Raw genomic sequence first — 12,314 nt, forward strand, 5'->3', positions numbered from 1 at the left:
TTCTTTTGATTTCAGTCCATGCAATTTTATATCTATTCAATACATTTGATGTCTGTCGAAAAGCATTTCGGGCATTTCAAATTGGTGCCAATGCCTTTGAATGTCTTGCTGCAATGGTTGCATAAATATATATGCGGTTCCATTCCACCTTCGAGTTCTACACCGAACGAATCACCTACGCTGCACATTTTACCTCCTTATTATTTATCTTACAGGCAAGAAGCGAGCCAACCCTCCTGCATATCTCAAGTTCTTCATCCCCGGGCATCCTTTTTATACCCAGATCTTTTATCATATCAACACCGTATGATGTCAATTGCTTACTGATCGCCTGTATAGCTTCAAGACCCCATCCATAAGACCCGAAAGCAAGCCCGATTTTCCCTGCCAGGTCAACATCAGCCAGCTCATTCAGGAATTTTTGCACAGATGGCATCATTGCGTCACGATAATTCGGTGAACCAATGGCAATGGCATCTGCATCAATGAGCTGGTTCTTTTCAGCAAAAGAGACATTTTTCAGTATTGTTTCAATGCCTTCAGCTTTTGCACCTTCTTCTATAGCCTTAGCTATCCTCTCAGTATTATGTGACCCCGTACCATAGATAATTACAAGTTTTGGCATGCTCCCACATATTTATAATTATCATTCGTGGTATTTGTACTTTACCAATTACAATCAACCAAAACCGTTTACAATTATGATGGGATCATTCAAATGTCATCGGTGAAAATCCTATTTTTTCATTAAATACCCTTCGCGCAGCAATATCCATCTCAACAATAAATACCTCAAGCACCATGAATGCCTGCGCCGCTTTCCTGATGCAACCCATAGTAATTCCCATGCTGTTCCCGGCGGCCCCGTGGAGATGAATCTTTGGAGCGGCGTTTTCCCAGAAAATATCACCTGCGCCTAATATTTCGCGTGCGTCATCGAATTTTGACCACACTGTTGTGGGGGGAACAACCTTGTCTTTTGGCCCTGTAACGAGGTCTGCGCTTCCCATTGCGCCAAGCATGATAAAAAAAGCGGATCTAATTTCCTCTTTGACCGCAAGCCCTGAAAGCTCTGCAAGCACATCTTCTCCATGATCAATCCTTACAGCAAATATACGTCCGATCGAACCTTTGCGATAATCCATGCATGGGGTATGTCTATCATGATTTTAAAACTTGTGATTTCTGTTTATCCGGTGATTTGACCGTAACATTTTTTTATTCCATGTCATATATGAAGGCAGGAGAAAATATGTTAAAAAAAATAGCTGTGTTATTTTTGTTCTTAGCCATAGTGGTTTTTATTTCCGGCTGTATTGATAATACTACTGATGATCCGGTAAATAAAACCGACCCGGTCACATCCGATCAAATCCCTACTGTCAATTTGCCTTCAGGATTTACATTCATGGCAAAACACGAAACAAATATTGAAATTGGGAACTTCTCAAGAAATGCTATTGAAGGAGTTTACAGGACAGATACTGGAGATGATATATATATCCAGGTCTTCAAAACAGATTCGCCAGAGGCTGTCATGGAAGAATATAAGGCTACGTATAAGGATGCAGGTTATGATCCTTTCACTGAGATTTACTTTAATGGTCACAAAGCAACAAAAGTTACGAGTCAGTTCATAAGTAATGGGAAGCCCGTCGATAAATATAATCTCATCTGGACAACCAAAGATTCAATGATTAAAGTCGGGTCATCAACCGATCCCCAGAAAGTGATCAACCTGGCCACAGCAACCAATAGTTAAAGAAGGTTCATCATCTTGTGCGTCTGCCCAATGGCACGCACATCTTTTAATTTTTCGCCGGCAAAATCCATCAGTTCAAACAATAATGATGAAGGGACTTTTTTATCTGAAGTTACAGGCTGAAGTATAAAAGGTATATTATCATCGATTGATTTGACACCTTCGATAGCAAATGATAATGATTGTTTTGTAGTCTCTGGCATGATTATTACTTTTACAAAGGTCTTTGCAGTCTCATTCAGAATAGAAATCGTTTCAAGCTCATTTTTCAAAAGTTGCGAATAATGATCGGTACAATCATGTTCTGGCAATTTAATGTCGCATGATGCTATTGCGATAATATCCTTTAATTCCCGCGCTTTTTCAGGACAGCCGGAATTAGTTTCAAGGTATAAGGGATATTCCAGGTCAAGCGTCTTGATAAAATCTGCATGCAGCAATGGTTCCCCGCCTGTCAGGCTGACATGTTTTGTTGAGGATGTCCACAATTTCCGGATAAAATCTGCAACCTCTTGCCTATAAAGCGGTGTTTGCGCAAAGATGAATTCTCCACTTCCTGCATGTGTCTCAATCCTGCATGAGCATGAAATTTCACGTGTTTGTGGTGTGTCGCAATAAGAACAGTGCAGCTGGCATTTTTCAAACCTGACAAAAACCTGGCGCATGCCTGCATAAGGACCTTCGCCCTGTATGGAATTGAATATCTCGTTTATGTGTGCAGGCATTAATACCAATATTATAGTATTGATTTCAACTATTTTACAAAATCAATCCCGTATTTAGCCGTAGAAATATTTCCTTTGGTATTCTTACCAAGGATCTGCGGTGATGTAACACCTGTAACAACGACCATTGTGCGTACAACATTTTCAAGGTCAGGATCAACCATTGCGCCCCATATCAGCCTCGCTTTGGGATCAATGCGTGTGTAAAGCTCATTGACCACACTTTCAGCTTCAGCTATGGTCATATCCGGCCCTCCGACTACATTTACAAGTGCGCCTGATGCGCCTGATACATCAACATCAAGGAGTGGGCTCCTTAGCGCTCTCTGGACGGATTCCAGTGCTTTGTTCTCGCCTTCGGCTTCACCAAGACCTATCATCGCAACGCCACTCTTTTGCATAATAACCCTGACATCAGCAAAATCAAGATTCACAAGACCGGGTTTTGTGATCAATTCGGTTATTCCTTTTACTGAGCGCATAAGGACCTCATCACATACTTTAAAAGCTGTCTGCAAAGGAAGATGAGGGACAACTTCAAGCAATTTGTCATTCGGGACGACTATTACGGTATCTACGGCATCACGGAGGCGCTCAAGTCCTGCTTCAGCATTATCCATGCGGATTTGCCCTTCGACTGAGAATGGAAGTGTTACAACAGCTATTGTCAATGCCCCTGCATCACGCGCAATTTCTGCAACAATAGGCGCAGAGCCCGTTCCCGTTCCTCCGCCAAGTCCGCATGTTATGAAAACAAGATCTGCATTCCCCACAGCTTTTTCAATCGCAGGTTTTGATTCCTGGGCTGCATCCTGCCCTATCTGGGGCAGGCTTCCAGCGCCAAGCCCTCTGGTCCTGTTTCTCCCGATAAGGATCTTCTTTTTGACCTGGATATTTAATAAATGCTGGGCATCTGTATTGATAGCGTACAGCTCCGCCCCGATTATTCCTTCATCGGAAATTCTCTGGATCGTGTTCGAGCCAGATCCTCCACATCCTATAACAACAATATTTGTCTTTAATTCCTTTAATATTTCCAGAAGTTCCTTGTCCGTATCCCCAATTACTGGCATTGGAGATTCGCCTGCTCTTGATATTGCCTCTTTGATTATTGATTCCATGCTTCTTCTCCATCGTTTATTAATTTAATGGCTCTTTTATTTGTTTCATACACCATCTCTGGATTTATAGTTTTTCCGTCTATTATCACGGATTCACCCCGCGCCAGCCGCCCATACAATTGCATATCCGCAATCCCGAGTGATTTAGCCAGTTCCGGACTAAATTTTTTATCAGATATTTGCAGTATTCCTTTATCCAGAGAGACATCATAATTTTTTTTAATAATTTCCACGCATTTATCCCTTAATTCTTCCGCAGCCAGCCTGGCGCATGAATCATCAATCCCGATAAGGATATGAGCAAATCTTCCATCTTCATATTCGATATAAGCTATATTATGGTCCGATAGGAAAGTTTTAAGTCCGATCTTATCAAGTTTTTCCGCTTCGGATAAAAGTGCAGGATTGATCTTTGCGATCTTGACCCTCGGGCAGATGCATGTCTGGCAGGTGGATAGGGCACATTTTATCCCGTCAGTAATCACAGGTTTCCCGGCAGGGCATATCTCCTTTACTCTTTTTCGCAACTGCATGCAAAATTCCCAGGGTACCCCATCCATTTCCCTGATATCGCTTTCCTTTAACACTTCAAAACCGCTGGCTTCAATCATCTTGTTCAGCTTCTCACGCTGCTCACCCTTCATGGATTTGCGGTCAACATATGCAAAATCAGCTCCACTTCTCACAAAGGCCTGGCGTATCATTGTCTCATCCAGTTCATCGAGGGCATAGGAGGGAAAAATGTGACCGAAAGTGACATCCGTAGAAAGGATCAGCGAAGTTTGTCTTGGCGCATAATGCGTACCCCCGAAACCCACAGCTACAGGTGAATCACTATCTTTAAAAAGAAGTATGGCTTCCGCAACTATTCGGCCTGCAACGTCATCAAGCCATTGGCCTATGCTGCTTCCCACTTCAATAAAAACGGATGGAACATCAAGGTCGCTTGGGCCATGGTGCGTACATTCCAGAGTAACTTCATAATCTTCATTTCCAACAAGAATTTTCAGTGAGCGAAGAAGCGACCTGACAGCTTGAGGGGCAGCGGTTGAAAGTTTCCGGGGAGTTCCTCCGAATTTTGCTTCATTAACATTACCCGTAGAATGTACAGTAAGAATAGCGCGTAAATCTTTGCTTCTATGTTTGGAAGCAAATATCATAAGCGATGCAGGATAACCCAATCCGGCTAACTTTTTATCAAGACCATCTTGAAAAATCAGGGATTCTTCTATTTCCACTATCCTGAAATCTTTATACTCAAAAACTGGAATACTTTCTTCAGATGATATGTTGTTCCATTTTCGAAGGGAGAAAAGGCAATTCTTAATATTCTGGCTTGCCCTGTCCTGGGTTGAACAGACAATCGTGATTTTTGGTTCACCTTTCAAAACACTGCCTTCTGCAACTCTTATATAATAAAAAATTAATCAAAGTCGCTGCCAGTGATCATCTTCTTATCAACAATTGCATAGTCCTTGGCGGCCCTTACTGCTTCGAATGGTATCAATACATAATTATTTTGTTTCTTGTATTTTGATAGGTCTATACTATTCGTTGGTTTCACTACAAGATATATCAAAGCTCCACCCTGCATATCCATTACAACATCGGTAGCATATCCCAGCTCTGACCCGTCAGTAAGCATCACTCTCTTATTAGCTAAATTTTTTGCAAGTATTTTTGCCATAGTAATCCCTTCATGAACCTTGGGTTCATCTAGTATGCTTTTTTCACCTGTAACCTATATAAGACTTCTGTTCCTGTTTTGTTCCGCCTTTAAATTGTTCCTGAAGCTTCTGGTAATATTCCACCATATCTTCGGCAAGAGCAGGCCTCACTTTCTTAAGAGCGTCACGGAAATGTTTCATTTCCACGATATCTGTATCGAAATTCTCCCTGAGAGCAAGCATTGCCGCTTCCCTGCACAGGGATTCAATATCAGATCCCACATAATTTTCCGTAAGATCTGCAAGTTCTTCAATATCCACGTTATCGGAAAGATGACCGTTTTTCAGGTTTTTAAGATGGATATTGAATATATCGATCCTTCCAGCCCTTTCCGGGGGCCCTATAAAGACAAGCCTGTCAAACCTGCCTGAGCGTATCAGGGCAGGGTCTATTATCTCAGGCCTGTTGGTCGCTGCAATAACTACCACATTCTTTAAGACTTCTATTCCATCAAGTTCTGTGAGAAGCTGGTTGATCACCCTTTCTGATGTCTTTGAGCCATACTCAGTGCCACGGATTGGGGCGATAGCATCAAGTTCGTCAAGAAAAATTATTGCCGGTGAAACCTGGCGTGCTTTTTTGAATACTTCGCGTATGGCTTTCTCGGATTCTCCGACCCATTTGGATAGAAGCTGAGGGCCGCGTACACTTATGAAATTAGCAGAACTTTCATTGGCCACTGCTTTTGCCATAAGCGTTTTTCCAGTTCCGGGAGGGCCATAAAGGAGTATTCCTCTTGGCGGACGGATGCTCATTTTTTGGAATCTCTCAGGGAATTTTAATGGCCATTCCACTGCTTCTTTTATTTCCTGCTTGGCGTCATCAAGACCTCCAACATCATCCCAGACAACATCCGGCACCTCGATCATTACTTCCCTCATTGCCGAGGGTTCAACTTCTTTTAATGCTTCTTCAAAATCGTTGGCTGTTACCTGCATGCTTTCCAGCATTTCGCGGGGAACGATCTCTTCAAGTTTTATCTGAGGAAGATATCTTCTTAGCGCTTTCATAGCTGCTTCCTTGGCAAGAGCCGAAATATCCGCACCTACAAACCCATGCGTCCTGTTGGAGATGTATTCAATATTCACTTCATCGGAAAGCGGCATACCTCTTGTATGTATCTGAAAGATCTCGATCCTGTCAAGCCTGTCCGGGACACCGATCTCTATCTCGCGATCAAATCTTCCGGGTCTGCGAAGCGCCGGGTCAATAGCATCAATGCGGTTTGTTGCGCCGATCACAACCACCTGGCCTCTTTCTTCCAGCCCGTCCATCATTGTAAGGAGCTGTGCGACCACGCGCCGCTCAACTTCACCAGTTACTTCTTCCCTTTTCGGGGCAATGGAATCCAGTTCATCAATGAATATAATGGAAGGCGCAGCTTTGTTTGCCTGATCGAATATCTCCCGAAGCCGCTGCTCGCTCTCCCCGTAATATTTGCTCATGATCTCAGGACCCGCAATAGAAAAGAAATTGGCCCCGGATTCATTTGCTACTGCTCTTGCAATGAGTGTTTTTCCAGTGCCGGGAGGGCCATGCATCAAAACACCCTTGGGCGGTTCGATACCCAATCGTTCAAATACTTCAGGGTGTTTCATGGGAAGTTCTATCATCTCGCGCAGGCGCTGGATCTCATCACCCAGGCCCCCGATGTCTTCATAAGTGATCCCTGTCCCTGTTACATCAAGAACAACAGGTTTCTCCCTGAGTGTTATTTCTGTCTTATCAGTAACTAAAATGATACCTTCGGGTTCGGCTTCAATAGCGATCAGGGGTATTGCCTGCCCTGTAACGACCCTGCCCAGAAATGGATGCGCCATCGTACTCATTACAGGGATTATATCTCCTTTGCTGATAGGGCGTTTCATGATCTGGCGTTTTACCATTTCTTCAGCATCCCCGCCGAATTGTATGGAAGTACCTTCAGGCGGCGCAAGAATTACCTTTTGTGCAGGCTGGACATTTGCTTTTCTCAGTTTGATTGTATCACCGATACCAACCCCTGCATTCTGCCGTATAAAACCGTCTATACGAATGATATTTTCTTCCCAGTCATTCCGGTCAGCTCGCCAGACCTTTGCAGCGGTTGATTTTTTCCCTTCGATCTCAATTATGTCACCGGGTATCAGCTGCAAGACCATCAGGGTATGCGGGTCAAGCCGTGCTATTCCTCTTCCCGAATCATTCGGATATGCTTTTGCAACAGTAAGTTGTTTTCCATCATTTTCGTCCATTTTTATATCCCCTCAGATATATTCCTTCTCAGATATTTTCTTAATAGATTTTATCAGGTTATCTAATTGTATCACATGGATAAAAATATATGCCAGAGGTTTTAAGGGTGCTCTAAAGGAATAGTGCGGTGAGCATCTACCTGGCTTAATATGCTCGTACCATTTTTGATATGAGATTAGAATCTAATTTATTTGGTTGTGTTTGCCTTTCTTGGCAGTCACAGGCTTGAGGTCAGCGGTGAGGAATACTTCATTGACCTTTTGCTTTATCACAGGGCGTTGAAATGCCATGTGGCAATCTAACTCAAGATAGGTAAATTCATCCCGGAATATGTCGGAAAGATGCAGTTTTATCTTGCTGTACTGGATGATAAAGTCAGGATGGAAGATGAAAAGCCCTCTATTGGCATTATCCTGTGTAAATCAAGAACAAGACCATAGTGGAATACGCATTGAGGGAGTCGAATAAGCCCATCGGCGTGGGTGCGTATCGCATGGTTACAACTCTGCCAAAGGAATTGAGGGGTCAGCTTCCTGCACCTGAGCAAATTGCGAAGCTGCTGGGGGATGTAGAGTGAATCAAATTCGCCAGACAGTGTCTGTCAAATCTAAATTCGTGAGCAAGTCAAATACTTGAAACCAATGCCAATAACTCAGAGTGGGAATTCGGAAATATTCCACAATTCGCAGAAGTTAATCCTTCAAGAAGAGGGAAAACTGATTTGTATCGAAAGGTTATACTTGGTTTAATAATGGTGATATCATATTTGCTCGAATCACTCTTTGTATGCAAAACGGTAAGATCGCCATAGCAGACGGGCTTGCAAACAGTATTGGCTTCGGTTCAACCGAATTCCATGTTTTGCGACCAGGACCTAAAATTATAGGACGGTGGCTCTATATTTTGATGCGCCATAAAGATTTCAGAAAAGATGCTGAGACCCATTTCAAAGGGACGCAGGGCAACAGCGTGTGCCACAGAGCTTTTTACATCAAAAAGTTATTCCAATCCCGCCCCTTCCCGAACAGCTCCTTATCGTCGCCTACCTCGAGGAGCTTCAGGCAAAGGTGGACGCACTCAGGCGCCTCCAGGCAGAAACCGGCGCCGAACTGGATGCGCTGCTGCCGGCTGTGCTGGATAGGGCATTTAAGGGGGAGTTGTGAATCAATAACTTCAATCTTGATATAAAATAAAAATTACATTTCATAATTGTTCTTCCTCTTCTTTACGCCTTGTTATCGCCCAACCATATCCTCCAAAAGCTGCTCCCCCAATACCTACAATTAACTTAATCAAATCCATAGCTATTGAATCCCGTCCAAAATAAAAGAGAATTCCAGCATTAATAAGAACTAAACCTAAGACAGCAAATAAACCAAAAGTAATCAAACGATTTTGTTTTGCCACAATTTGAAGCCGATTATTTTCATACTCAAGCTCACGCCGATGTTTTTCATTTTCAGCTTCAGTCCAACTTTTTAGAAGAGGTTCACCAAGTTTTATAAGATCTGCAAGAGTTAGTTCGTTGGCCGTTGGTTTCTGCATTATATCTGACGAAACCGTTTGTATTTCTTTGCTCATAAATCGGCACTTTTTGATATTACATATTTTATAAAATAGTCTGCAATTTGCATTTTAACGCCCCCATCCCCCCTAACATCCCGTATATCCGCGCCCATGCGGAATAGATGAAACAATCTTCTTCGCAAGCCACGTCCTTTCCTCTTTTGGCATATCCTCAAGGTTCGCAGTATCAAAATAAGATAGTTCCTCATCAGTTGTTTCAACTGTTGAGGCTATCTGCCTTGCCATTTCCATCCGTTCTTCTTTTGAGGCTTTATATAACCAGGGACGAAGGTTATTGTTCGTTGGCTTATTTCGAAACATTAAGGCTCCCATCCTTACGCCCCCACCCCATATCTCTTCCTGTCCAGAAGCTCCTGCTTCTTTCCCTCATTCCATCCGCTCACAGCCTGGATATAGCCGGTCACACGTGAAAGATGCTCCACATTATCGCTCTCGCAATTGGGGCATTCATCAAGAAGCCCTGAAGCCACATGGAAATCATCCATGCAAACAGTCATGTCCTTCGTGAAGGCAAAATAACCGACCTGCGTATTCTTCGCAATGTTCATGGCAAATTCCTGAAGGCCATGCGGGTCTGGAGCAGCTTCGCCAAGCCAGATATCAAGAATATTGCCTCCATCCACTATCGGGAAAAAGGTCTCCTCAAGCTTGATGCGCGCCGGGAGTGACACATCTGCATTGGGCGGAATATGCGTACCATTTGTGTAATAGATCGGAAGGTCTCTTGTTTCCGAGATGTGCTTCAATGCTTCCGGAACATTGCCTTTTATAATCGGCTGGGCGCATTTCCTGTATTCCTTGTGCAGGATATCAGATACCGCAAACCTCTGGGCTGTTGTTTCGGCCGGGGTTCTTGCAAGCGCTATCTCCATGCCAAACTTCCCTGAGAGCTCCTTAGCATAGAACTTCATCTCGAACATAGCGCGGATAGCAAGACGGCGTGCATCGTCACTTTCATGTATCTGCTTTCCGGTATGGTGCTGTACCATCTCGTTTATTCCAACGACACCTATAGTATAGACAAGCCCTTTTGTATCAACAGCGATCTGCCCATGGGTCATTGTGAATGGGTCCTTTGGCCTCTGGGTCACAAAAGGCATCCTTCCATTTGCGATCACAATGTCCATCCACCTCCTTTTCACCTTGAAGAGATCCATGCACTGGTCCATCATGTTCTTCAATTCCCGGAAGAGTGAATCATCGTCCTTTTTGGCTTTGTAGGCCGCACGCGGACAGTTCAGTGACACAACCTGCCATGCGCCCATCGAGAAATGCTTTCCTTCACGGAAATATAACTTATCCTCAAACTCGCTGTCCTTATCGTGCGAAGATGAGAAATTGTAGGCACAGCACTGGTAGCAGCTAATGCCTTTTCCTGCGCCCCTGTATTCGGGAAGCTGGTTATCAAAATAAGGAGTTCCATAGCGTGCCGCAAGCTCAAATGCTTTGGTGTAAAGTTCATTGTAGCTCAGGAGCTCAGGATGTGTGCGGTTAAACTCTTCATCCTCGGTCATGAAATCAGGCTCAAGGCTTATCTCAGGCTTGGGGAAATTGAAGGGTTTTCCCCAGTAATCGCCTTTTAGCATTACGTTCATCATGGCTTCAAAGCCAAGCCTGACCTCGCGCTCGAACTCACCATACGTGCGCTTTGGAGCCTGTACGCCGTCCCATACCTTTCCTTTATAAACTACAGGTTTATCGCGCCAGAGTAAAGGGACACCTGGGGAGAGCTGGACTGAGGAGAAGACCAGCTGCCCTCCGCGGGCCACCATCATCTGGGTCATTTCATAAACGAACATCTGTGTGAGCTGCTCGACCTGGTCATAGCTCATGCCTTCAAAATAAGGTGCTATGAATGTAAGGAAATTATAGAAACCCTGGCCTCCGGCAAAATTCGTCTGGGCGCTGCCAAGTGCTTTCACAGCGTGAAGGATTGCCACTTCTGCTTTCTTTGCAGGTCCTGCAACACTTGCTTTTGTGCCGCTGCCATCTGGCATGAGGCCGTAATAGAAGAAATACCGCAAGTCCCAGTCCTGGCAAAACGCGCGTGTCCCGAAGTATTCAAGATCATGAATATGTATATCGCCATTAAGATGTGAGTCCGCAAGTTTTGGCGGTATCATGAGGAGGTATTGTTCCTTGCTCATCTTGTCCGCTTTTTTCTTGTGGCTTGTCTCTGCATTCTCCTGGAGGTTTGCATTGTCCCGGGCCTCAAAACCTGAACCCATATCTATGCGGTAAGCGTCAAAAACAGGCGTTCCCACTCTTGTTGAAATGTTTCTCCATTCAGTATGGCCATGCTCAAGCAGTATAATATTGACCAGTTCCCGGACAAGAGGACCTGAAAGGAACTTTACGTTCATGTCCTTTATCCTTTTCTCGGTTTCTTTGGCGATACCTTTTGCTTCTTCCTCGTTGATCCCGGAAGTTCCATAGAACTGCTCGCAAAGCTTTGTTTCTTTAAGAAGCTGTTTTACGATCGTATCCCTGTCCCAATCCATAAGGTGGCCATCTGTTGTCCTGACCTTCGGGATAATTGAAACAAGAGAGCCTCCGAGTGTTTTCTGGATCGTCTGGACTTCTCTTGATTTTTGTTTTGCTATCGGTTCCGGATTTGCCTGTTTTTGCTCCTTTCTTGCAGCAAAAGCGTTATACAGCTCTTCCTTATGTTCTTCCATAAGATCCGTTATCTGTACTTCTATATATTTGCCCATCTTATTTTTCACCTCATTTGTTGAGTCATGCAGTTTTGTTCAGAGCTTAGGGAACCTGTACCCTTGGTTCCTTTCGCTCTATGCGACGTCTTTAATTATGGATTCAACCGTACCCTGGTTGATCCTGTCTTGCGTGAATAACTCATTATATGTATGGAATTTATTGCCTATTTGCAGCACCGGCGCAGCCATTGTAAATACGCCGTTCATCCTCAGTTCTGTTAATGCCGCCGGGGTAGCCATATCTACCTCTGTGAATTCTACCTTTGTGTTTTCCAGGAATTGCTTCAATACCCTGCAATTCGGACAGTTTTTTGTTGAATATATTATGACGCCCTGCACGCTTTAATCTCCTTATAATTCATCCATTAATTTCATAGCTTATAACGGTTTTTTAAACTATATCTGGATACTAATTGTCGTTGTTTGTTATCATATACTT

15 protein-coding genes and 1 pseudogene are annotated in these 12,314 nt (G+C 43.8%); 4 read left to right on the top strand and 12 right to left on the bottom strand.

What is annotated here, in order from left to right; translation table 11 throughout:
* Window positions 1–32: 32 nt before the first annotated feature.
* The 3 genes from CL181_RS20100 to CL181_RS04245 form a co-directional block, all read right to left on the bottom strand.
* Window positions 33–188: a hypothetical protein gene (locus tag CL181_RS20100; protein WP_176505052.1), complete on the bottom strand. Its 156-nt coding sequence runs from the start codon at window positions 186–188 to the stop codon at window positions 33–35.
* Entirely contained in the window at window positions 176–625 is a 450-nt protein-coding gene (locus CL181_RS04240) for a flavodoxin domain-containing protein (protein ID WP_097297996.1), read from the bottom strand. The genes CL181_RS20100 and CL181_RS04240 overlap by 13 nt, the downstream gene beginning before the upstream one ends.
* A gap of 85 nt (window positions 626–710) precedes the next feature.
* On the bottom strand, window positions 711–1,145 hold the full coding sequence (locus CL181_RS04245; RefSeq protein WP_097297997.1) for a PPC domain-containing DNA-binding protein: 435 nt from the start codon (window positions 1,143–1,145) through the stop codon (window positions 711–713).
* 107 nt (window positions 1,146–1,252) lie between these two features.
* On the opposite strand from CL181_RS04245, the gene CL181_RS04250 reads away from it, so the two are divergent.
* The gene (locus tag CL181_RS04250; protein ID WP_141398786.1) at window positions 1,253–1,762 is read left to right on the top strand and encodes a hypothetical protein; all 510 of its coding nucleotides are present in this window, start codon (window positions 1,253–1,255) and stop codon (window positions 1,760–1,762) included.
* On the opposite strand, the gene CL181_RS04255 is transcribed toward CL181_RS04250, so the two are convergent.
* The 5 genes from CL181_RS04255 to CL181_RS04275 are packed head-to-tail and all read right to left on the bottom strand — an operon-like array spanning window position 1,759 to window position 7,570.
* Window positions 1,759–2,487, bottom strand: coding sequence for a 7-carboxy-7-deazaguanine synthase QueE (locus tag CL181_RS04255; RefSeq protein ID WP_097297999.1), 729 nt, complete (start codon window positions 2,485–2,487; stop codon window positions 1,759–1,761). The genes CL181_RS04250 and CL181_RS04255 overlap by 4 nt on opposite strands.
* 29 nt (window positions 2,488–2,516) lie before the next feature.
* Entirely contained in the window at window positions 2,517–3,608 is a 1,092-nt protein-coding gene (ftsZ, locus tag CL181_RS04260; RefSeq protein WP_097298000.1) for a cell division protein FtsZ, read from the bottom strand.
* Complete coding sequence (locus CL181_RS04265; protein ID WP_097298001.1) at window positions 3,596–4,996, bottom strand: D-aminoacyl-tRNA deacylase; 1,401 nt, start codon at window positions 4,994–4,996, stop codon at window positions 3,596–3,598. The genes ftsZ and CL181_RS04265 overlap by 13 nt, the downstream gene beginning before the upstream one ends.
* 35 nt (window positions 4,997–5,031) lie before the next feature.
* Window positions 5,032–5,295 carry a PRC-barrel domain-containing protein gene (locus tag CL181_RS04270; protein ID WP_097298002.1) on the bottom strand — a complete coding sequence of 88 codons (264 nt, stop codon included), beginning with the start codon at window positions 5,293–5,295 and terminating at the stop codon, window positions 5,032–5,034.
* Between the two features lie 43 nt (window positions 5,296–5,338).
* Window positions 5,339–7,570 carry a CDC48 family AAA ATPase gene (locus CL181_RS04275; protein ID WP_097298003.1) on the bottom strand — a complete coding sequence of 744 codons (2,232 nt, stop codon included), beginning with the start codon at window positions 7,568–7,570 and terminating at the stop codon, window positions 5,339–5,341.
* Between the two features lie 198 nt (window positions 7,571–7,768).
* Between CL181_RS04275 and CL181_RS21040 the strand changes: the two are divergent.
* The 3 genes and pseudogenes from CL181_RS21040 to CL181_RS04285 all read left to right on the top strand — a co-directional run bounded on the left by CL181_RS21040 (window position 7,769) and on the right by CL181_RS04285 (window position 8,734).
* Window positions 7,769–8,011, top strand: a pseudogene (locus CL181_RS21040) (PDDEXK nuclease domain-containing protein).
* An 11-nt stretch (window positions 8,012–8,022) separates the two neighbouring features.
* Window positions 8,023–8,148: a hypothetical protein gene (locus CL181_RS21045; RefSeq protein ID WP_255251413.1), complete on the top strand. Its 126-nt coding sequence runs from the start codon at window positions 8,023–8,025 to the stop codon at window positions 8,146–8,148.
* 394 nt (window positions 8,149–8,542) lie between these two features.
* Complete coding sequence (locus tag CL181_RS04285) at window positions 8,543–8,734, top strand: hypothetical protein (protein WP_097298004.1); 192 nt, start codon at window positions 8,543–8,545, stop codon at window positions 8,732–8,734.
* Window positions 8,735–8,774: 40 nt separating this feature from the next.
* Here the strand turns inward: CL181_RS04285 and CL181_RS04290 are convergent, their stop codons facing one another.
* From CL181_RS04290 to CL181_RS04305, 4 genes are all read right to left on the bottom strand, one after another.
* Window positions 8,775–9,152 (bottom strand): hypothetical protein, encoded by a 378-nt coding sequence (locus CL181_RS04290; protein WP_141398787.1) that lies wholly within the window; start codon window positions 9,150–9,152, stop codon window positions 8,775–8,777.
* 72 nt (window positions 9,153–9,224) lie between these two features.
* Entirely contained in the window at window positions 9,225–9,458 is a 234-nt protein-coding gene (locus CL181_RS04295; protein WP_141398788.1) for a hypothetical protein, read from the bottom strand.
* A gap of 14 nt (window positions 9,459–9,472) precedes the next feature.
* Window positions 9,473–11,872 (bottom strand): anaerobic ribonucleoside-triphosphate reductase, encoded by a 2,400-nt coding sequence (gene nrdD, locus CL181_RS04300; protein WP_255251414.1) that lies wholly within the window; start codon window positions 11,870–11,872, stop codon window positions 9,473–9,475.
* Window positions 11,873–11,950: 78 nt separating this feature from the next.
* Window positions 11,951–12,214, bottom strand: a complete 264-nt coding sequence (locus tag CL181_RS04305; RefSeq protein ID WP_097298007.1) for a glutaredoxin family protein — start codon at window positions 12,212–12,214, stop codon at window positions 11,951–11,953.
* Window positions 12,215–12,314: the final 100 nt, after the last annotated feature.

It is taken from the genome of Candidatus Methanoperedens sp. BLZ2 (assembly GCF_002487355.1).
Taxonomy (GTDB): Archaea; Halobacteriota; Methanosarcinia; order Methanosarcinales; family Methanoperedenaceae; genus Methanoperedens.